The organism is Kitasatospora azatica KCTC 9699 (assembly GCF_000744785.1).
GTDB classification, from domain to species: Bacteria; Actinomycetota; Actinomycetes; order Streptomycetales; family Streptomycetaceae; genus Kitasatospora; species Kitasatospora azatica.
Map to the genome: position 1 here is coordinate 686,713 of NZ_JQMO01000003.1, position 19,965 is coordinate 706,677.

Consider the following 19,965-nt stretch of genomic DNA (forward strand, 5'->3'; position numbering starts at 1 on the left):
GACAGAGCGGCGCTCTGCCGCGCCCGCGCCCAGACCAGGAGGCGACCGATGGCGATCGCGACCGTGAATCCGGCGACCGGACAGACCCTCAGGACCTTCGAGCCGTACTCCGCCGCCGCCATCGAGCAGCGCCTGGCCCGGGCCGAGCAGACCTTCGCGCAGTACCGCACCACCGACTTCGGCCGCCGCGGCCAGCTGATGCACCGGGCGGCCGAGCTGCTGGACGCGGACCAGGAGACCATCGCCCGGCTGATGACCACCGAGATGGGCAAGCCGCTGACCGCCGCCCGCGCGGAGGCCGCCAAGTGCGCCAAGGCGATGCGCTGGTACGCCGACCGGGCGCCCGGGCTGCTGGCCGACGAGCACCCCTCGACCCAGGACGTGGTGGACGCGGGCGCCAGCCGGGCCTGGGTGCGCTACCGGCCGCTCGGCGTGGTGCTGGCGGTGATGCCGTGGAACTTCCCGCTCTGGCAGGTGGTCCGGTTCGCCGCCCCCGCGCTGATGGCCGGCAACGTGGGCCTGCTCAAGCACGCCTCGAACGTGCCGCAGACCGCCCTCTATCTGGAGGACCTGTTCCGTGGCGCCGGCTTCCCGGACGGCTGCTTCCAGACCCTGCTGATCGACTCCCACACGGTCGCCGACCTGCTGCGCGACCCCCGGGTGGCCGCCGCCACGCTGACCGGCAGCGAGGGGGCCGGGCGCTCGGTGGCCTCGGTGGCGGGCGACCAGGTGAAGAAGACGGTGCTGGAGCTGGGCGGCAGCGACCCGTTCGTGGTGCTGCCCTCGGCGGACGTCGCGGCGGCGGCCCGCACCGCCGTGACCGCGCGGGTGCAGAACAACGGGCAGTCCTGCATCGCGGCCAAGCGGTTCATCGTGCACGAGCACGTCTACGAGGAGTTCCGGGCCGCCTTCAACGCCCGGATGGCGGCGCTGCGGATCGGGGATCCGATGGACGAGAGCACCGAGATCGGGCCGCTGGCCACCCGGCAGGGGCGCGAGGAGCTCGGCGAGCTGGTCGCGGACGCCGTGGAGCTGGGCGCCGAGGTGGAGTGCCGGGTGGAGCTGCCGTCCGGGCTCGGCGAGGGGTGGTACTACCCGCCGACCGTGCTCAGTGGGATCACCTCACGGATGCGGATCCACCACGAGGAGGCCTTCGGCCCGGTCGCCACGCTGTACCGGGCCGCCGACCTGGACCACGCCGTCGAGCTGGCCAACGACACGCCGTTCGGGCTGAGCTCCAACGTCTGGACCACCGAACCGGCCGAGCAGGAGCGCTTCGTCCGGGACATCCAGGCGGGCGGGATCTTCTTCAACGGCATGACCGCCTCGCATCCCGCACTGCCGTTCGGCGGGGTGCGGCGCTCCGGGTACGGGCGCGAGCTGTCCGGACACGGCATCCGGGAGTTCTGCAACGCCACCACCGTGTGGGAGGCCTGAGGACGGGTCAGGCCTGAGGACGACTCAGGTCTCGGCCCGGCTCGAGCCCCGGCTGGCTCAGGCCCGGCCTAGGCCCGGCTCAGTCCTCGCCGAGGACGGCGTACCACTCGGCGTCGCCGTGCTCGAAAGGCTCGGCCGCCGCGTCCTCCTCGGCGATCCGGCGCTGCGCCTGCTGCTCGGGATGTTTGCCCGGCTCGCCGGTCGCGCTGACCTCTCGTTCCATCGCGGTCTCCTCGGTTCGTTCTCGTCGGTTCGCTCGCGTCGGTTCTCGCCTCGGTTGGCTGCCGACTGGACGGGCTCTCCGGTGATCCTCGGGGATTCCTCGGCCGGGCAGGATCCGAACCGGTCGTGTCCACACTAATGGCGGATCATCCTCACCCGAACGGCCGACACGCCGGCAGGTCAGTCGTCCTCGCGAGATCAGTCGTCCGCGCGAGGTCAGTCATCACCCGCGAGGTCAGTCGTCCTCCGGCAGGCGCGGGCCGAGCAGCGAGAACCGGCCGCCGTGCGGGTCACGCAGGTCCGCCACCCGCCCGTACGGACTGTCGCGCACCTCGCCCAGCACATCGGCGCCGAGCCGGCCGGCCTGCTCCACGGAGGCGTCGGCGTCGGCGACCGAGAAGTAGACGTTCCAGCTCGGCCGGGCCTCCGGATCGGTCGCCCTCACCAGGGCGGCGACGCTGCGCTCCTCGGTGCGCAGCACCACCCGGTCGTGCTCCCAGCGCACGTCGAACTCGGCCGGATCGCGTTCGTCCCAGCCGAAGACGCCGCCGTAGAAGAGCGCGGCGTCGAAGGCGTCCGGGGTGCGCAGCTCGATCCAGACCGGCGCGCCCGGGAGCGTGTGCAGCACCGCGCCGGTGCGCCGGTCGCCCTCCCAGACGCCGAACGGCGCGCCGGCCCGGTCGGAGGCGATCGCCAGCCGTCCGGCGTCGAAGCCCAGCGGCCCGATCGCGACCGTGCCGCCACGGGCCCGGATCCGCTCGGCGACCATGTCGGCGTCCTCGGTGCCGAAGTAGGTGGTCCAGGCGACCGGCAGCTCCAGATCGGTCGAACCGGACAGACCGGCCACCGCGACGCCACCGAGCATGGCCCGGACATAGGGGCCCCAGCGGTCCGGTCCACGGCTGAACGACCAGCCGAACAGCGAGCCGTAGAAGGCCATCGCGGATTCCAGGTCACCGGCCATCAGGCTCACCCAGCTGGGCACGGCCGGCACGCACCGGACGGCCGCCCCCTTCACCACCGCACCGGTCGCCGCTGGCTCGGTCATCGCTGCGCCTCCTAGGTGCCCGGCCGTCCTGGCCTGGCCGGTTCTGGTCCGACCGTACCCGGCTCCGGCCCCCCTCGCACGGACCCCGAGCCGGACGTGGCCGGGCCACCCGGGCCGACAACGACCGCGCCCGGTCAGCTCCTCACCAAGCGCCGACGCCGCCTTGACGCCGCGTCGGTGATCCGCTGCCAGCGGGTGTCCAGCAGCTCGGCGACCGTGCTCGTCGAGTGCGGCTCGGCCTCCAGCAGGGCGACCGTCTCCGGCTCGAGGGTGCGGTTGCGCCGGACGGTCGGGTGGTCGAGGTCGGCCGCGTCCACGACGCTCTGCAGGAACAGCAGGTTGGCGGCGACCAGCCACTCGCTGGTCTCCGGTCGGGCATCGGCGCCGGGCTGCCCGGTGGCCAGCGCCCAGGGGTCGGGCGCCAGGTAGCGCACGGTGCCGACGGCGGTGAACTCCAGGGCCGCCGCGCACATCGCGCACGGCTGCTGGGTGCTCCACAGGGTCAGCCCCGCGAGGTCGCTACCGGTACGGACCAGGGCCAGCGCATTCAACTCGGCGTGTGCCAGCGGCGTGCCCTGCAGCAGGTCGGGGCCGCCCGGACCGTCGTACGCCCGGTTGCGGCCCTCGGCGCGGACCAGACCCGCACCGTCCACCAGCACCGCACCGACCGCGAGCCCGCCCGCCGTCAGCGACAGGTGCGCCAGTTCCAGGCAGCGCCGCACCGCCACGGGTGCGGCCTGCCAGGACTCCTCGAAACCGCTCATCGCTCGACTCCCCCACAGATCGCGATATCAGCGGCTCATGCTACGGCTTGAAGAGGAACTACGGCCTGGTCATCCGCAGCACGTCGAGGGCCTCGTCCAGCTGGGTCTCCGTCAGCAGACCGCGTGCCACATACCCGCGTTCCAGCACCACCTGACGGATCGTCTTCGACTCGGCGAGCGACTGCTTGGCTACCTTGGCCGCCTCCTCGTAGCCGATGTAGCGGTTGAGCGGAGTGACGATGGAGGGCGAGGACTCGGCGTACTCGCGGGCCCGCTCGACGTTGGCGGTGATGCCGTCCACCGTGCGGTCGGCGAGCAGGCGGCTCGCGTTGGCCAGCAGCCGCACCGACTCCAGCAGGTTGCGGGCGATCACCGGGAGCATCACGTTGAGCTCGAAGCTGCCGCTCGCCCCGGCCATCGCCACGGTCGCGTCATTGCCCACCACCTGGGCCGCGACCATCGCCACCACCTCGGGGATCACCGGGTTGACCTTGCCCGGCATGATCGAGGAGCCCGGCTGCAGATCGGGCAGGTTGATCTCGCCCAGGCCGGTGCGCGGGCCGGAGGACATCCAGCGCAGATCGTTGACGATCTTGGTCAGCCCGACCGCGACGGTGCGCAGCTGCCCGCTCAGCTCCACCAGCGCGTCCCGCGCGCCCTGAGCCTCGAAGTGGTTGCGCGCCTCGGTCAGCGGCAGGCCGGTGGCGCGGGCCAACTCGGCGATCACGGCGGCGGAGAAGCCCGGCGGGGTGTTGATGCCGGTGCCGACGGCCGTGCCGCCCAGCGGCAGCTCGGCCACCCGGGGCAGCGTGGCGCGCAGTCGCTCCTGGCCGTACCGGACCTGGGCCGCATAGCCGCCGAACTCCTGGCCGAGGGTGACCGGGGTGGCGTCCATCAGGTGCGTGCGGCCGGCCTTGACCACGGTGGCGAAGGCCTCGGCCTTGGCCTCCAGCGCGGTCGCCAACTGGTCCAGGGCCGGCAGCAGGTCCTCGGTGACGGCGGCCGTGGCGGCGATGTGGATCGAGGACGGGAACACGTCGTTGGACGACTGACTGGCGTTGACCTGGTCGTTCGGGTGCACCGGGCGGCCCAGCCGGTCGCCCGCCAAGGTGGCGACCACCTCGTTGGTGTTCATGTTGGAGGAGGTGCCGGAGCCGGTCTGGAAGACGTCCACCGGGAACTGCTCGTCCCACCGCCCCTCGGCCACCTCGGCGGCGGCCTGCTGGATCGCCTCGGCCACCTCCTGGTCCAGGATGCCCAGCTCGGCGTTGACCTTGGCCGCCGCCCCCTTGATCCGGGCCAGCGCCGCGATATGGGCACGGCCCAGCGGTTGCCCGGAGACCGGGAAGTTCTGCACCGCGCGCTGGGTCTGGGCCTGCCACTTCGCGGCGGCCGGGACGAGCACCTCGCCCATCGAATCGTGCTCGACGCGGTACTCGTTCTGCTGTGGGCTCATCGGGACTCCACCTCCATGAGGCACAGCTCGCGGAGGTGGCCCGGGTATTTCCCGACTACTGCTTTCGGGGTTCACCCCGGTAGGTCCCGAAGTACCAGCGGTTGCCCTCCGGGTCGAGTGCCGCGAAGTCACGCGAGCCGTAGTCGGTGGTGTACGGCGCGATGATGATCTCCGCGCCGGCCGCCTTGGCCCGGTCGTGCAGCGCGTCGGGCTCGTCGGTGACCACGTAGGCGCCGAACGAGCCGGGCTTGAGCGGCCAGCGGTCCTCGTCCGTCTCGCGGACCGAGCCCAGCATCACGCCGCCGCCCTCCGGCCAGTCCAGCTGTGCGTGGTGCACCAGCTCGCCCTCGCCGTACACCACGGTCTCCTCGAACCCGAACACCTCCACCAGGAACGTGATCAGCCCGCGCGCATCCCGGGCCCGCAGGCTGGGCCACACCTGCGGCGGGCGGCTCTGCTCGGTCTGCTCCTGCTGCTCCCCCTGGGTCTGCTGCTCCTGCTGGGTCTGCTGCTGCTCGGCCATGGCGGCCGCACCTCCTCGCTGCTCAGCCGGGGCTCCGACCGCCCCGGACAGTCCCAGCCTGCCCGCCGCCCCCTCCGACGGCTTGGACGTTTCGGAACCAGGGCCGCTCTTGTGGATCTAGCCGGCGGTAGGGTCGCGCAGCGTGCTGCCCTCCTCGGCCAGCCAGCGGCTCGGCGGGCAGCCGGCCAGGGCGCGGAACTCCCGGGCCAGGTGGGCCTGGTCGAAGTAGCCGCAGTCGGCGGCGAGGTCCGCGAGCGGCATCGCGGTGGCACCGAGCAGGCGGCGGGCCCGGTCGAACCGGATCACCCGGGCGGCGGCCTTCGGGGCCAGCCCGATCTCGGTGCGGAACCGGGTGGCCAGGTGCCGCCCGCTCCAGCCGACCTCGGCGGCCAGCTCGGCCGCACCGGCCCGGCCGCCGGAGGCGAGCAGCAGCTGCCAGGCCCGCACCACCTCCGGTGGCGGCGCGGCCGCCTCGGCCGCCCGCTGCAGCAGCCACCGGTCCACGACGCGGAACCGGCTCGGCCAGTCCGGCGCCGCCCGCAGCCGCTCCTGCCCCTCGGCTGCCCAGCGACCCAGTACCTCCTCGGCCGGGTAGTCCGCACCGGCCAGCTCCCCGGCCGGCAGCCCGAGCAGGGTGCGGGCCCCGAGCGGGCTGAGCGCGACCTGCACGCCGGACTGACAGCCCCGATGGATGATCAGCGCGGGCGCGGTGTGCAGGCCGCCCAGCAGCGTCCGGTACTCGCCGGGCCGCTGCGCCGGGTCGGGGTGCGCGGCGAGGGTGAGCGGCTCGTCCAGGGTGAGGATCAGCGTCAGGTAGGGCGAGGGCAGGCCCCGGTGCGTCATCGGCGGCACTCCGACCTGGCGGTAGCCGGAGTACCAGGCCGCGTACGGGCGCAGCGCGGGCGCGGGCCGGGCCTGCACGGCCTCGTCGACTACGGCGGTGGCGGCGCTGACAGGCCTGACCGTGCTGGTGGTGCTCACCACTCCATTGTCTCCGTGGTCAGCCCGTGGGCAGGCGGTCCATCATCTCCTTGAACCGGGCCGACACCATCATCCGGGCGTCGTTTCCGTCCTTCAGGCGTGCGTTGAGGCTCTCGACCCCGCCGTCCCGATACCAGTACACGCTGGCGCCGAGCGGAGCCGCGTCTCCCGCCGCCAGCTCCAGGGACAGCTGGATCAGGTACGGGATGCCGCGCAGCGTGGCCGCCGTACGGATCGGCACCGCGCACAGGCCGTTCTGCGTCGGCAGCGTGACCAGCGCGCCATTGGGCAACGCGACGCCGCCCAGCGCGTGCTCCAGGGCGAGAACCTGACCGGCACCCGGCCAGCCCATCCCGTTGACCGCGTACAACGTGTCCCCGGTCACGCTCGGGAAGGTCTGCCGGTTGAGCCGGTCGGCCCGCAGGTTCGCCAGCGCCCAGTCCCAGAGTTCGGACCGCGCGACACCCCACTGGTCCGCCGAATGCTCCGGCACGATCAGGGCGTCGGCTCCCGCCTCCGCACACAGCACGACAACCAACTCGCCGTCGAACGGGCGGGCCACGGGATCGGCACCGAGCTCCGGACCGACAGCGACGATCAGCGGCCGCAGCCGCCGGCGAAGGTCAGCGACCTGGAGGCGCGCCAACGCCCGGCACGGACCGTGCGCACTGCACGAGGGCGTCGATATGTTCTTTCGGCGGCCGAACAGCGGCACGGTGGCTCCTCGGGTGATCGACGGTGGTGGTTGATCGGCGCAGCCGCTTCGACTGACGCCACGTCATGGACGAGCCGACAGCATGCCACCTCGCGCTGACTCCCGTCCGTTCATTGCAGCACGTTGACGGCCCGGGCCACCACCAACAACACCGTGAGCAGCGAGACCACCGACTGCAGCATCATGGTCAGCTTGGCCCAGAGCGACAGCGGCATGGTGTCGGTGGGACTGAAGGCGGTGGCATTCGTGAAAGCCATGTAGAGGTAATCGAGGAAGCCGGGTTCCCAGTTCGGCGGTGCGATGCCGTCCTGCTGCATCTGCGGGAAGAGGAAGTCCGGGTAGTCCGCGGTCCCTTGGGCGCGGGCGGCCGGGCCGCCGCGGTCCCACTCCCAGTACCAGAGGGCGAAGGCGATCACATTGGTGGCCCAGACGGCGCCGGCGGTGCCGAGCAGGGTCAGGCCGCTGGGGCTGCCACCGCCGTGCAGCAGTTCGCGGACCAGCTTCACCGCCGACCAGCCGTTGGCCAGGCTGATCGCCCCGGCCAGCGAGAGGCTGAGCGAGCGCAGCAGGCGGGAACTCTTGTCGAGCCGGCGGTGCGGGTTCATCGCGGCCAGTGCGAGCAGCAGCGCGATTTCGAGGGCGGGCAGCATCCAGCGCGGGTGGATGCTGAGCCGGGCCGGCAGGAAGAACTGCAGCACGACCGCACAGAGGATCACGACGGTGACGGCCCAGCGCTGTTCGGCCTCGGTCTGGCTCTGCCAGACCGGCTTCGGAGGTTCGACAGCGCCGGGCTCCTCCCCCAACGTGGGATCGCCGGTCAGCAGTGACTCGATCCGGTCGAGCCGGTGGTGCAGCTGCTCGGTGAGCTCACGGGTGCTCGGGCCGGCGGGCGGCGGAACGGGGCCGGGAGACCCCGCGTTGTCTGCGGTCATGGCGCACATTCTGCTCGGCCCGGCACCCGCGACAGCACAGGCCGCCTGAGTGCGCGGTTCAGCGCAGCAGCTGGTCCAGGAAGGCGTTGCTGAAGACGGCGTGCGGGTCGAGGCGGGTGAGGGTGGCGACGGCCTCGTCCCAGCCGGGGCCGCCGCCGGCGCGGTGGCTGCCGGGGATGACGCGGGTGAGGACGTCGGGGTCGGCCCAGGTGGCGTCGGCGGTGTAGGCCCAGCCCTTGGACCATTCGACGCGGACGGCGGCCCGGGTGCCGTCGAAGGTGGCGAACAGGAACTGTTCGAGGTCGCGGCCGAAGCGGTGCAGGCCGGGGGTGTTGGGGAGGGTGAGGACGTCGAACCAGACGGCGACGTCCCACTCGGGGTGGTCGGGGCGGGCCCGGATGGCCGAGAGCAGCGGTGGGCGGGCACCGGGGACGCCGCTGGTCGTCGGGTCCTCCAGGCCGGTGACCCGGATCTCGACGGCGCCGTTGACCGGGTACTCGCCCCGGGACTGGTACTGCGTCAGCAGTTGCTGGTATCCGCTGGTGACCTGGTTGACCACCCACTGGATGTCGGAGCGGCGGGCCAGCACGGCGTAACCGTTGGCGGTGACCCGCAGGGTGGTGGGACGGATGTACTGCAGCAGGGTGCGGGAGGGCCCCCACAGGTCGGAGTGCAGGCCGTCGGCGAGCAGGTGGGTGACCACGTCGAGGGTGAGCAGGTCGCGCAGCAGGGTGCCGGAGAGCAGCACGTCGGTGAGGTCGCCGGTCAGCCCGAGCTTGGTGATCAGCAGCTGGAGTTGGCCGAAGGTCGGGGCCAGACCCCAGGATCCGCCGATCAGTTGGCCGGCCAGGTTGGCGACCGGGGTGGGGATGTTGTCCGAGAAGGGGTAGTTGTACGGCCGGTCGACGGCGCGGGAGCCGAACGGCTGCCCGGGAGTGACGCTCCAGGACTTGAGCCAGGGGTAGTCGGTGAAGGCGTACCAGATCGCCTCGGCGCGGCCGGTCCGCTCCACGAAGTCGGCGAACTGGCGGCCGGTGCCGGTGCCCTGGGGGGCGAAGAGCTCGTCGGCGGGGATGTCGACCCGGCTGAGGCAGCGCAGGTTCTGGTCGGCGCCGGCCCGCAGCACCGCCTCGGTGACGAAGGTGCGGCCGAGGTGGACGAGCAGGGCCGCGCAGTCCGGCTCGGCACGGTCGAAGGTGCGCAGCACGAACTGACCGGCGGTGGCGTCCCAGACCACGGCCGTGAGTTCGGTGACCAGGTTGCTGACCGAGCCGTACCCGTGGCCGGGTGTGGCGGTCTCGCCGGTGGCAGGGATCGCGGTGCCGTGGCCGCCGATCGCGAGCACGCCGCCGAGCGTGACGTCGCCGGGAGCCGGGCAGTGGGTGAGGCCGAGGCCGCGCCCGGCCAGTCGGGCGAGTAGTTGTTCCATGCTCGCGCCGGCCTGGGCCCGGACGGCGGGCGCGGCGGCGCTGCCGGCCGCGCTGATCGCGGTGAGGTACCGGGTGGTGTCGAGCAGCAGCACGGCGCTGTCGGCCGGGGTGGCGTCGGCGACGGTGAGCGGGGCCCAGGTGTGCCGGAAGCCCTGGGCGCGCAGCCGCCAGCCCTGGGCCTGGGCCCAGTTGGCGAGGGTGACCACGTCCTGCGGGGTGCGCGGGGCGCAGGTCCAGAGCTGGTCGGCGTGCAGCTCGCCGGCCCAGTTCTCGAAGGTCTGCCGGTAGACCTCGATCCCGGCGGGGAAGGCGGGCGGGGCGGCGACGGCGGGGCCGACGGCGGCGGCCTGGGCGCTGTCGGGCGTGATGACGCCGCGCAGCAGCCAGGCGGCACCGCTCAGCGCGGCGGACCCCGCGATCAGCCGACGGCGCGTCAGACCGGCCGCCGACTCGTCCGACCTGGGCTCGTCTGACTTGAAGCCAGGTTCCATTGTGGGTCCCTCCCCGGGTGTGATCGAACTTCAGTGCACACTTTAGGGACGAGTAGCCCCGCCGTCCGGCGAGATCAACGATCATTCAGTAGTTCGAGTGAACCCATGACTGGCAGGGAACTTTTCCACTTCTGACGGAAGTCTGACGGCACCCCGCCGTGACACCCGTCCCGGCCGCCGCGCCGCTAGCGTCGAGGGCATGGAGATTCTGCTCACCGGCGGCGCCGGTTTCATCGGCTCCGCCGTCGCCGACCGCCTGGTGGCGAGCGGCCACCGGGTCCGGGTCCTGGACGCCCTGCTGCCGGCCGTGCACCCGGACGGGGCGGCGGGCGTCACGCTGCCGCCCGAGGTCGAGTTCGTGCACGGGGACGTGCGGGACGCCGCCACGGTCGAGCGGGCGCTGCGCGGGGTGGACGCGGTCTGTCACCAGGCGGCCATGGTCGGGCTCGGGCTCGATCTCGACGACGCGCCGCAGTACGTCAGTTGCAACGAACTGGGGACCGCCGTGCTGCTCGCCGCGATGGCCAGGGGCGGGGTGCGGCAACTGGTGCTGGCCGGGTCGATGGTGGTCTACGGCGAGGGGCGGTACGACTGCCCCGAGCACGGCGTGGTGGCGCCCGGGCCCCGGCTGGAGAGCGAGTTGGCGGCCGGGCGGTTCGAGCCGCCCTGCCCGTACTGCGGCACCGCGCTGCGGGCGGGGCTGACCACCGAGGACGCGCCGGCCGACCCGCGGAACGTCTACGCCTCGACCAAGTTGGCCCAGGAACACCTGGCCGCCGCCTGGGCCCGGGCCACCGGTGGCACGGTGACCAGCCTGCGCTACCACAACGTGTACGGCCCCCGGATGCCGCGCGACACCCCGTACGCGGGCGTCGCCTCGATCTTCCGCTCGGCGCTGGCCGCCGGGCGGCCGCCCAGGGTCTTCGAGGACGGCGGGCAGCGCCGCGACTTCGTCCATGTCGCCGATGTGGCGGCCGCCAACGAACTGGCGCTGGCCGCCCTGGCCACCCGCCCGCCGGGCAGCGCCCGCGCCTACAACACGGGCAGCGGGCAGGTCCACACGGTCGGCGAGTTGGCCGCCACGCTGGCGGCGGCCGGCGGCGGACCCGCGCCGGTGGTCACCGGGGAGTACCGGCTCGGAGACGTCCGGCACATCACCGCCGACTCCCACCGGCTGCGCACGGAGCTGGGCTGGCGCCCGGCGGTCGCCTTCGAGGCGGGGGTCGCCGAGTTCGCCGCCGCCCCGACCCGAGGAGCAGCCCCGACCCGAGGCGCAGCCACCCCGACCCGCGCAGCCGCTGCGCCGAGTTCCGACTTCCGGTGAAAACGGGCCTGCCGATCCGGCTGTCACCACGCGTAGCGGGAAGTCACTCCAGGTAAACCGGGCCGCACGCCCGGCCCGGCCCGGGGAGGCAGCCATGGCAGTGGTGGTGTTCACCACGGACTTCAGTTCCCGGCACCAGTGGACAGCCGGTCGGACCAGCGCCTATCCCAACATGGGCCCCACCAACCGGGCCGCCCACAAGCTGGACCACCTCAGCCGCGCCTACTGCCCCGGCGGTGTCTTCGCGGCCACCCGGCGACTGCACGGCTCCGACCAGTGGAACTGCAACCTGCTGACCACCGAAGGCAGTCCGGAGGGCTTCCAGCTGCGCGCCGGCGACCTACTGACGGCCAGGATCGTGCTGCCCACCGCACTCGGCGCCTGGCCGGCCATCTGGACTTGGCGCGACGGCGGCAACGAGATCGACGTCTTCGAGTACCACCCGGACCATCCGGACCTGCTGGAGCTCAGCAACCACGTGCGGGGCGGGCACCGCTACTGGCACGGCGCCGCGGCCGGCGTCGCCCCGGGGGCCACGGTGGAGCTCGCGACCCGGTTCGGCGCGGACTCGGTGGACTGGTACGCCGGTGACCTGCCGATCTACCAGGACGGGCGGGGGGTCGGCGCGGACTGGCACGCCTATCTGATCGTCAACCTCTCGGTGGCGGACGGCACTTACCATCCCGCACCGTCGCACGACGGCCCGCCGCGGCTGAGCTGGAGCTGCCTGAGCCTGCAGGTCGAACGCTGACCGTCGCCGACCATCACCCGGCCATGGGCCAGTTCTCCTGTTCGGCCAGCCCGAGGACCAGGGCCGCGATGTTCCAGGCGTCGTCCTCGCCCCGGTGGTGGCGCCCCTCCAGCGGGAGGCCGGCCAGCTCCAGGGCCTGCGCCATGCCGGGGCGTCGGCGCAGCCCGTTGGCGGCGGCGAAGACCGCCTTGGCGTTGGTGTGCCGGGTGCCGAACGGGTAGGCCGCGCCGGTCGCCTGGCACTGGCGGGCGAACTGCAGGCGGTCGTAGTCCCCCCAACTCGCCCAGGGGCGCTCCCAGCCCTGGTGTTCGACGGCCAGCAGCCGGCAGGCCTCGGCGAAGCCGAGGCCGCGGTCCACCTCCTGCTGGGTCAGCCCGGTCAGTTCGGTGCAGAACCTACTCACCGTGGAGCGCTTCGGGCGGACCAGGATCCGATGCTTCGCGACGCGCTGACGTGTCGTCAGATCGACGACGGTCAGGCCGATCTCGATGATCTCGTTGGCCGCGCCGGGCGGCACCGGGCCGTCCCAGCAGGTCGCCTCGACATCGACCACGTTCAGCAGTTCCGCACTCATGAGCGGGAATCCTGCTGGTGGGCAAGTAGATCAGGCAAGTCGTTTTCAGCCGGCCGGCACCGGCGCCGCCGGCAGCGCGATCTCGAAGCAGCAGCCGCCCGCGACGTTGCGCACCGAGGCGCGCCCGGCGTGCGCCTCCACGATGCCGCGCACGATGGCCAGTCCGAGCCCGGCCCCGGTGTCCCCGTGGTGCTGGACCGCCCCGGCCCGTGCCTGGTCCCGCACCACGCGGGGCGTCCGCGCGGTGCCGCCGCGCCAGCCGGTCTCGAAGACCCGCTCCAGGTCGCCGTCCGGGATGCCGCCGCAGCCGTCGGTCACCGAGAGCACCACCTCGTCGGCCTCCCGCCGGGCCGCGACCGCGACCACCCCGTCGGCGGGCGTCGAGCGGATCGCGTTGATCAGCAGGTTGCCCAGCACCCGGGTGATCTCCCGACCGTCCACCTGCACCGGCGCCGGCTCGACCGGCTCGCCGCGCAGCTGCACGCCGCGTTCGCGGGCCAGCGGGTAGGCGCCGGCGATGGCGTCACCGACCAGGTCGTAGACGGAGACCCGGGCCAGGCTGAGGGTCAGCGCGCCGGCCTGGATCCGGGAGAGTTCGAAGAGGTCGTCCACCATGCCGGTGAGCCGGTCGACTTCGGTGCGGATCCGGGCGTGGTAGCGGGCCGGGTCCTCGGCCACGCCGTCCTCGAGCGACTCGGCCATCGCCCGCAGCCCGGCCAGCGGGGTGCGCAGGTCGTGCGAGATCCAGGCGACCAGCTCGCGCCGGGACGATTCCAGGGCCTGCTCGCGCTGCCGGGACTCGGCCAACCTGGCGCTGGTGGCGGCGAGTTCGGCGCTCAGCTCGGCGAGTTCGGCGCCCAGTGGGCCGTCCGGTGCGGCGAATCCGCTGTCGCTGCCGACGGTGCGCGCGGCCAGGGTCAACGCCCGGCTTCCGGCGACCACTTGGCGGCCCAGCAGGGCGGCCGTGAGCAGCGAGACCACGGCCGCCATGCAGGTCACCGTGATCACCACGCCGAGGTCGTGCTGGGAGAGGAACATCGCCTGCGCGACGGCGAGCGTGCCGGCCGTCATCGCGAGCACGGTGACCACGACGACGGCGAAGAGCGAGAGCGCCACCGAGCGGCGGCGCAACTGCCGTACGGCGGGCCAGCCGACGAGCCCGGCGGCGCCGGCGCCGAGGGCCGCGAACAGGGCGATCAGCAACAGGTCCTTCACGCCGCCGCACCTCCGGCCGGGTCGAAGCGGTAGCCGACGCCCCAGACGGTGCTGATCAGCCGGGGCATCCCCGGATCGTCCTCGACCTTCTCGCGCAGCCGGCGGACGTGCACCGTGACGGTGGACAGGTCGCCGAAGTCCCAGCCCCAGACCTTCTGCATCAGCTCCTCCCGGCCGAACGCCGCGCCCGGGTGCTTGACGAAGAACATCAAAAGATCGAACTCCCTTTGGGTCAGGGCCAGTTCACGGTCACCTCGGAAGGCCCGGCGACCTGACTGATCGAGTGTCAGATCGCCCGCGCGCAGGTTCACGGCGTCGACCACCGGCGCCGCCACGTGGCGGCGCAGCACGGCCCCGATCCGCAGCACCAGTTCACGCGGGCTGAACGGCTTGGTCACGTAGTCGTCGGCGCCGAGCTCGAGTCCGAGGATCCGCTCGGCCTCCTCGCCCTTGGCGGTGAGCATCACCACGGCCGGTCCGGGCGGCTCGGCCCGCAGTCGGCGGCAGACCTCCAGGCCGTCCAGTCCGGGCAGCATCAGGTCGAGCACCACCAGGTCGGGCTTGCCCTGTGCGGCGCGTTCCAGCGCGGTCAGGCCGTCGGCGGCGCGGTCGACCAGGTAGCCGGCGCGCTGCAGGTAGCCGGTGACCACTTCGGCCACGGTGGGGTCGTCGTCCACCACCAGGATGCGGGCGGTGGGCGCAGGGAGTTCTGTCACGGGTTCGAGGATAGGCAGCGCGGCGGGCGTCCTGGGGCTGATGGGCTGGTCGTAGGACTTCCGTAAGGTGCCGCTGCACTGCCCCGGGCCCTTGCGGTGCCTAGCGTGGGAGGCGTGACTCTCCCCTCTCCTTCCGTCGATGTCGTGCTGCCCTGCCTGGACGAGGCGGCCGCGCTGCCCTGGGTGCTCGGCCGGATCCCGCCGGGCTGGCGGCCCATCGTGGTCGACAACGGCTCCCGGGACGGCTCGGCCGAGCTGGCCCGCTCGCTGGGCGCCACGGTGCGCCACGAACCGCGCCGGGGCTTCGGTGCCGCCTGCCACACGGGGCTGCTGGCAGCCACCGCCGATCTCGTCTGCTTCCTGGACTGCGACGGCTCGCTGGACCCGGCCCAGCTGCCCCGGGTGGTCGACCCGGTCCTGGCCGGGACCGCCGATCTGGTCCTGGGCCGCCGCCGGCCGACCGCACCTGGCGCCTGGCCGCCGCACGCGCGGCTGGCCAACGCAGTGCTGGCGCGGCGACTGCGCGCGCGCACCGGCTTCCCGCTGCACGACCTCGGCCCGATGCGCGCCGCCCGTCGCGACCGGCTGCTGGCGCTCGGCCTGGGCGACCGCCGCTCCGGCTACCCGCTGGAGATGGTGCTCACCGGCACGGCGGCCGGGCTGCGGATCGGCGAGGTGGACGTGGACTACCGCCCGCGCGCGGGCCGCTCCAAGGTGACCGGCACGCTGCGCGGCACCCGGCAGGCGGTGCGCGACATGCGCGCGGTGCTGGCCGCGCCGCCGCCCACCCTGCTGGTGATCGCCAAGGCACCCGTCCCCGGGCGGGTGAAGACCCGGCTCACCCCGCCGTTCACCCCCGAGCAGGCCGCGGCGCTGGCCCGGGCCGCGCTCACGGACACCTTGCGCACCCTGGGAACGGTGCCCGCCGGGCGTCGGATCCTGGTGCTCGACGGCGCCGCGCAGGACTCCTGGCTGCCACCCGGCTGGACGGTGCTGCCGCAGGTGGCGGGCGGGCTGGACGCACGGCTGGCGGCCGCGTTCGGGCACGCCCCGGCGGACGCGCCCGCGCTGCTGGTGGGGATGGACACCCCGCAGCTGTCGGCGGCCGCGCTGGCCGAGCCGTTGTCGGCGGCCGCCCGCGCGGGGGCCGACGCCTGGTTCGGGCCGGCTGCCGACGGCGGCTTCTGGGCGCTGGGCCTGGCCCGGCCGAGCGCCGCGCTCGCCGAACAGCTGCTGCTCGGTGTGCCGATGTCCACCCCGCAGACGGGCGCCCTGCTGCTGGCCCGACTGGCGGCGGCCGGACTGCGGGTGACCCGGCTGCCCGAGCTGCGGGACGTCGACACCGCCGAGGACGCCGCCGAGGTGGCGAGGCTGGCGCCGGACAGCGCGTTCGCCACGTGCTGGCGGGCCGCTCCGCGCGGACCGGTTGCGCGGGTGCGCCGGTGAGCCCGGTCGTGAGCCCGGCCGCGAACCCGGCCGCGAACCTGGTCGCCGATACCCCCACCGCCGCCCGCCCCTGGGTGGACGACCCGTTCGCGGAGGCCATGCGAACCGGGCGCGGCCCGCTCTGGCTGCGCCGGGCCGACGGCGGTCGACACCACCTCGACGTGGAGCGCTGGTGCGCCCCACCCGACGCCGCCGACCGGGGTCTGCTGCTGCGCTGTCTGGCCGGCGCAGTGCCGGTGCTGGACATCGGCTGCGGTCCCGGCCGGCTGGTCACCGAGCTGCTGGCGCTCGGCCTGCCCGCCCTCGGTGTGGACCTGACCGGCGCCGCTGTGGCCCGCACCCGGGGCCTGGGCGGCGCGGCGCTGTGCCGCTCGGTCTTCGACCGGCTGCCGGGTGAGGGCCGCTGGGGCACGGCGCTGCTGGCCGACGGCAACCTCGGCATCGGCGGCGATCCGCACACCCTGCTCACCCGGGTCGCCGAGCTGCTCGCTCCGGGCGGCACGCTGCTGGCCGAGGTCGAGCCGGGCACGGTCGACGAACGGGTGACCGTCCGGGTGGAGGACGCCACCGGCCGCACCGGGCCGGCCTTCCAGTGGGCCCGGCTCGGCGCGGACGCGGCGCTGCGGCTGGCCCGGGCGGCCGGGCTGCACGAGGTGGAGCGCTGGACGGTGGCGGGTCGGCACTTCGTCGGAGTACGGCGCCGGGAGTGAACGGATGCGGGCCGCCACGGGATGGGTCACGGTGGAGAGGACAGCCGCGCACCGCCGCCCTGACCCGCCCGTGGAGGTCCCCATGTCCGAGCACACCTACCGGCTGACCGAGATCGTCGGCTCCTCGCACGAGAGCACCGACGCCGCGATCCGCAACGCGCTGGCCCGCGCGAACCAGACGCTGCGCAACATCGACTGGTTCGAGGTGGTCCAGGTCCGCGGACACGTCGGTGACGGCGAGATCAAGCACTACCAGGTGACCATCAAGGTGGGCTTCCGGCTGGACGACCCGACCGCCTGACGCCCAGCCGACCCTGACGCCCAGCCGGCCCTGACGACTCAGCCGCCCCTGACACTCAGTCAGTCGCGGGTGCGGCAGCGCGGTACCGCAGGCAGCCGTACCGCACTGCCGCACCCGCCAGCACCAGCGCCAACGCCGCGCCGTACGCGGGAAGTTGGACATCGCTTCCGTACAGGTAGGCGGCCTGCCCGGCCGCCGGTACCGCCAGCCACTCCCACCGGCCGGCCAGGCCCACCAGGGCGACCAGCAGCAGCCCGTACCACGGGTACGCCGGTGTCAGCGCGAGCAGCGCCGTCCCGGTCACCAGCAGCGCGCCCTGCCAGGGCCGTCGCGGATCCCCCCATCGGAGCACCGCCAGCACCGCGCCCAGCACCACGATCCCGGCGCCGGCCGCCGCCAGCGAGTCCGGCAGCAGCACCCGCAGCAGACCGAACCGCTGCACCGCCCGGGAGTCGTACCCCTCCTCGCGCAGATAGCCGGGCAGGAACCCGAGCACCCTGTGTCCCGAGAGCAGCAGGTACGGCAGGTAGCTGAGCAGGAAGACACCCAGCGCGACCGCCGGTAGCCGCAGGTCCCGCCAGGCCGGCCGGCGTCGCAGCACGCCCGCCAACGCGCCGGGCAGGACCAGCGCCGGAACCAGCTTCACCGCCGCCGCCGCGCCCAGCAGCGCGCCGCCACCCCGGAGCCGCCCGCGCGCCGTCAACGCCAGTCCCCCGACGGCCAGTAGCGCCCCGAGGGTGTCCACATGCGCGTCGTTCACCGCCCAGACCGCCACCCCGGGGAACCACCCCCACAGCGCCGCGCGCCGCCGCCGCTCCGGCGGCAGCACCACCAGCAGCAGCGCCGTGCAGGCCACCGCGAGCAGCGCCCCGCCCGCCTGCGCGGCCCGCACCCCGTGCCCGTGCGCCACCGCGTGCAGGCCGAGGAACCAGACCTCGGCGACGGGCGGGTAGATGGTCACCACCGAGGGCCGGTTGAGGTGGCTGCAGAAGCCGGGCGCGGCCCGCCGCAGGTCCCAGCCCGCGCAGTCGCCGCCGACCGGGAAGAGCTCCGGCGCCTTGGCTCGCAGTCCGGCCAGCTCGGGGGCGTCCGGCGGGTACGCGTAGGGCGAGTGCCCGGCCGCCTGCACCTGCCCGTCCCACAGGTACCGGTAGGCGTCGTCACTGGTCCGCGGCGCCGCCAGCAGGCCGGTCACGGCCACCGCCACCGAGCCGGCCAGCACCAGCGCGGCCACCCAGCGCCGGGGCACCCGCCACAGCGCGAGCAGGGCGAGCGCGAAGAGCCCGAGGTCCAGCGGGTACCAGAGGGAGAGCGGCTCGCGATGGCCGAGCGTGCCGCCGCTGGTGAAGGTGAGCGCCAGGGCGGCGACCAACGCGGCCAGGGCGGCCACAGCGGCGGCCGGCCAGGCCAGGGAGGGCAGGAGACGGTTGACGGACACACCGTCACCCTGCCATCCGGGACGCCGTGCGGCCCGGTCCGACCACGCACCGTACGACTTCCGTAAGGCGCGGTGGGACGGCCTGCTTCAGTAACGCCAGTGCGGCTTGCCGGAGACCTCGGCGCAGGTGATCATGCGGCCGGCGGCGTCGTGGGTGGAGCGCCCGAGGTCGGCGTCGCGGCAGAACTCCCCTGCGCGGTAGCAGGTTCCGGAGTTGGAGACGATCTCGCAGCCGGCCGGCGCAGCGGAGGTCCGGGGGGCCGAGGCCGTGGTCGCCGCCATGGTCGCCGCCGTGGTCGCGCCCGTGGTCGCCGGGTGCGTGACCGGGGCCGGATGCGTGCTGGGCGCGGCGGGCGGCTGAGTGCTGGGCGCCGTCGTCGGGACGGGCGCCGAGGTCTCCGGAGCGGCGGAGCTCGGGCTGGTGCTCGGGCTGGTGCTCGGGCTGGTGCTCGGGCCGGCACTGGGGCTCGCGCTCGCGCTCGGGGCCGAGCTCGCCGAGGACGCTCCGGCCCCCGCCGGCGCCGCTGCGGGATCGCACCCCGCAGCGAACAGCACCACCGTCACCACCCCGGCCAGTGCGGCGGCGAAGGTGCGAGGTGGAATCCGGGACATCGGTTCTCCAGAGTGTGTCGAAAGCGTGGAAAACCAGCAGCGTATGAGTACTTGTCATATCGCATGCCCGGAGTCATGCATTCGTTACCAGGCGACTACCGCTCGCTTCCGTGCTCGCGGGCGAAGGCGGTCAGGTGCTGGAGGGCGTGCGTGGTGGAGTCGGGGGCGAAGGCGCCCCCGAGGACGACGCCGCCTGCGCGGCACTGGCCCACTTCGCCCTGGAGACCGTCAACCTCGCCCGCGGCCAGGCTGATCCGCGTCAGACCGTGCACCGCGCCTTCGACCTGCTGGAACGCGGCTGGCCGGCAGCCGCGCACGGTCCCGCGGTGTGAGACCCTACGGTCGGTCAGAAGTCGCAGGGGTGTCGCGCGCTGGGAGCGGTGGGGGCTGATGGGTTTGAGCGGGCAGGTGGGAGTGGGGCTGCCTCCGCTGGAGACTGCTGGTCACCTCTTGGAGAAGATTCGGCAGGGCAACGTCTACGCCCGGAGCAGGAAGAAGCGTTTCCGCCTGGCCTCTTCGGCGTTGAAGGTGCTGACGCTCTCGCTGTCCGCCGCCTCGACGATCATCCTCGGCCTGCAGAGCCTGAACCTCTGGGCCGGCGTGGCCTTCGCCCTCGTGGCACTGGTCACCCTGCTGGGGGCCGTTGAGTCGTTCTTCAACTGGAGATCGCGCTGGGTGCTGATGGAGGAGACGCAGTACCGGTTCCGGCGTCTGGCCGACGACCTCGAATACCTCATCGCGTCAACGCCCGCCGCCGACCTCGGCTACGACCGGCTGCAGCCGGTCTTCGACGAGTACCAGAGCGTCTGGGCGCACCTGGGCGAGCGTTGGCTGCAGGAGCGCCGCACGCTGCCCTCCTCCTCCGGGAGCCAATGAACC

Annotated in this window: 22 protein-coding genes and 1 pseudogene; 9 read left to right on the forward strand and 14 right to left on the reverse strand. The window is 73.6% G+C overall.

Annotation, left to right across the window (positions count from 1 at the left end):
• The first annotated feature begins 48 nt into the window (after window positions 1-48).
• A complete protein-coding gene (locus tag BR98_RS14210; RefSeq protein ID WP_035844884.1) occupies window positions 49-1,437 on the forward strand; it encodes an NADP-dependent succinic semialdehyde dehydrogenase in 1,389 nt (462 codons plus the stop codon).
• A gap of 79 nt (window positions 1,438-1,516) precedes the next feature.
• Here BR98_RS14210 and BR98_RS39345 read toward each other — a convergent pair whose 3' ends face one another.
• The 9 genes from BR98_RS39345 to BR98_RS14250 all read right to left on the reverse strand — a co-directional run bounded on the left by BR98_RS39345 (window position 1,517) and on the right by BR98_RS14250 (window position 9,999).
• Window positions 1,517-1,660: a hypothetical protein gene (locus BR98_RS39345; protein ID WP_157537759.1), complete on the reverse strand. Its 144-nt coding sequence runs from the start codon at window positions 1,658-1,660 to the stop codon at window positions 1,517-1,519.
• A gap of 234 nt (window positions 1,661-1,894) precedes the next feature.
• Window positions 1,895-2,707: a VOC family protein gene (locus BR98_RS14215; protein WP_051969760.1), complete on the reverse strand. Its 813-nt coding sequence runs from the start codon at window positions 2,705-2,707 to the stop codon at window positions 1,895-1,897.
• 134 nt (window positions 2,708-2,841) lie between these two features.
• The gene (locus BR98_RS14220; RefSeq protein ID WP_035844886.1) at window positions 2,842-3,471 is read right to left on the reverse strand and encodes a nucleoside deaminase; all 630 of its coding nucleotides are present in this window, start codon (window positions 3,469-3,471) and stop codon (window positions 2,842-2,844) included.
• 58 nt (window positions 3,472-3,529) lie between these two features.
• Window positions 3,530-4,927: a class II fumarate hydratase gene (locus tag BR98_RS14225; RefSeq protein ID WP_035844889.1), complete on the reverse strand. Its 1,398-nt coding sequence runs from the start codon at window positions 4,925-4,927 to the stop codon at window positions 3,530-3,532.
• 55 nt (window positions 4,928-4,982) lie between these two features.
• Window positions 4,983-5,450, reverse strand: a complete 468-nt coding sequence (locus BR98_RS14230) for a VOC family protein (RefSeq protein WP_157537761.1) — start codon at window positions 5,448-5,450, stop codon at window positions 4,983-4,985.
• A 117-nt stretch (window positions 5,451-5,567) separates the two neighbouring features.
• On the reverse strand, window positions 5,568-6,431 hold the full coding sequence (locus BR98_RS14235) for a helix-turn-helix domain-containing protein (protein ID WP_232247415.1): 864 nt from the start codon (window positions 6,429-6,431) through the stop codon (window positions 5,568-5,570).
• 19 nt (window positions 6,432-6,450) lie between these two features.
• A complete protein-coding gene (locus tag BR98_RS14240; RefSeq protein ID WP_157537763.1) occupies window positions 6,451-7,146 on the reverse strand; it encodes a hypothetical protein in 696 nt (231 codons plus the stop codon).
• A gap of 110 nt (window positions 7,147-7,256) precedes the next feature.
• On the reverse strand, window positions 7,257-8,078 hold the full coding sequence (locus BR98_RS14245) for a hypothetical protein (RefSeq protein WP_051969761.1): 822 nt from the start codon (window positions 8,076-8,078) through the stop codon (window positions 7,257-7,259).
• Between the two features lie 58 nt (window positions 8,079-8,136).
• Window positions 8,137-9,999: a cholesterol oxidase substrate-binding domain-containing protein gene (locus BR98_RS14250; RefSeq protein ID WP_035844894.1), complete on the reverse strand. Its 1,863-nt coding sequence runs from the start codon at window positions 9,997-9,999 to the stop codon at window positions 8,137-8,139.
• A 199-nt stretch (window positions 10,000-10,198) separates the two neighbouring features.
• On the opposite strand from BR98_RS14250, the gene BR98_RS14255 reads away from it, so the two are divergent.
• Both BR98_RS14255 and BR98_RS14260 read left to right on the forward strand, forming a co-directional pair.
• On the forward strand, window positions 10,199-11,323 hold the full coding sequence (locus BR98_RS14255) for an NAD-dependent epimerase/dehydratase family protein (protein WP_035844895.1): 1,125 nt from the start codon (window positions 10,199-10,201) through the stop codon (window positions 11,321-11,323).
• Between the two features lie 94 nt (window positions 11,324-11,417).
• The gene (locus BR98_RS14260; protein WP_035844897.1) at window positions 11,418-12,074 is read left to right on the forward strand and encodes a LamG domain-containing protein; all 657 of its coding nucleotides are present in this window, start codon (window positions 11,418-11,420) and stop codon (window positions 12,072-12,074) included.
• Window positions 12,075-12,087: 13 nt separating this feature from the next.
• On the opposite strand, the gene BR98_RS14265 is transcribed toward BR98_RS14260, so the two are convergent.
• The 3 genes from BR98_RS14265 to BR98_RS14275 are packed head-to-tail and all read right to left on the reverse strand — an operon-like array spanning window position 12,088 to window position 14,579.
• The gene (locus tag BR98_RS14265) at window positions 12,088-12,648 is read right to left on the reverse strand and encodes a 3'-5' exonuclease (RefSeq protein ID WP_035844900.1); all 561 of its coding nucleotides are present in this window, start codon (window positions 12,646-12,648) and stop codon (window positions 12,088-12,090) included.
• A gap of 45 nt (window positions 12,649-12,693) precedes the next feature.
• Window positions 12,694-13,863 (reverse strand): sensor histidine kinase, encoded by a 1,170-nt coding sequence (locus BR98_RS14270; protein WP_035844902.1) that lies wholly within the window; start codon window positions 13,861-13,863, stop codon window positions 12,694-12,696.
• Window positions 13,860-14,579, reverse strand: coding sequence for a response regulator transcription factor (locus BR98_RS14275; RefSeq protein WP_035844904.1), 720 nt, complete (start codon window positions 14,577-14,579; stop codon window positions 13,860-13,862). The genes BR98_RS14270 and BR98_RS14275 overlap by 4 nt, the downstream gene beginning before the upstream one ends.
• 105 nt (window positions 14,580-14,684) lie before the next feature.
• Between BR98_RS14275 and BR98_RS41265 the strand changes: the two are divergent.
• From BR98_RS41265 to BR98_RS14290, 4 genes and pseudogenes are all read left to right on the forward strand, one after another.
• Window positions 14,685-15,371: pseudogene (locus BR98_RS41265) on the forward strand (glycosyltransferase family 2 protein); the annotation flags it as partial.
• A 150-nt stretch (window positions 15,372-15,521) separates the two neighbouring features.
• Complete coding sequence (locus BR98_RS41270) at window positions 15,522-16,025, forward strand: TIGR04282 family arsenosugar biosynthesis glycosyltransferase (protein WP_407639527.1); 504 nt, start codon at window positions 15,522-15,524, stop codon at window positions 16,023-16,025.
• Window positions 16,022-16,735: a methyltransferase domain-containing protein gene (locus BR98_RS14285; protein ID WP_157537765.1), complete on the forward strand. Its 714-nt coding sequence runs from the start codon at window positions 16,022-16,024 to the stop codon at window positions 16,733-16,735. The genes BR98_RS41270 and BR98_RS14285 overlap by 4 nt, the downstream gene beginning before the upstream one ends.
• Before the next feature lie 82 nt (window positions 16,736-16,817).
• The gene (locus BR98_RS14290; protein ID WP_035844907.1) at window positions 16,818-17,036 is read left to right on the forward strand and encodes a dodecin; all 219 of its coding nucleotides are present in this window, start codon (window positions 16,818-16,820) and stop codon (window positions 17,034-17,036) included.
• 55 nt (window positions 17,037-17,091) lie between these two features.
• On the opposite strand, the gene BR98_RS14295 is transcribed toward BR98_RS14290, so the two are convergent.
• Both BR98_RS14295 and BR98_RS41275 read right to left on the reverse strand, forming a co-directional pair.
• Window positions 17,092-18,474, reverse strand: coding sequence for a glycosyltransferase 87 family protein (locus BR98_RS14295; RefSeq protein WP_232247416.1), 1,383 nt, complete (start codon window positions 18,472-18,474; stop codon window positions 17,092-17,094).
• A gap of 87 nt (window positions 18,475-18,561) precedes the next feature.
• Window positions 18,562-19,086, reverse strand: coding sequence for a hypothetical protein (locus tag BR98_RS41275; RefSeq protein WP_035844909.1), 525 nt, complete (start codon window positions 19,084-19,086; stop codon window positions 18,562-18,564).
• A gap of 110 nt (window positions 19,087-19,196) precedes the next feature.
• Between BR98_RS41275 and BR98_RS14305 the strand changes: the two genes are divergently transcribed.
• On the forward strand, window positions 19,197-19,418 hold the full coding sequence (locus BR98_RS14305; protein ID WP_035844911.1) for a hypothetical protein: 222 nt from the start codon (window positions 19,197-19,199) through the stop codon (window positions 19,416-19,418).
• Between the two features lie 118 nt (window positions 19,419-19,536).
• Complete coding sequence (locus BR98_RS14310; RefSeq protein ID WP_232247417.1) at window positions 19,537-19,962, forward strand: DUF4231 domain-containing protein; 426 nt, start codon at window positions 19,537-19,539, stop codon at window positions 19,960-19,962.
• Window positions 19,963-19,965: the final 3 nt, after the last annotated feature.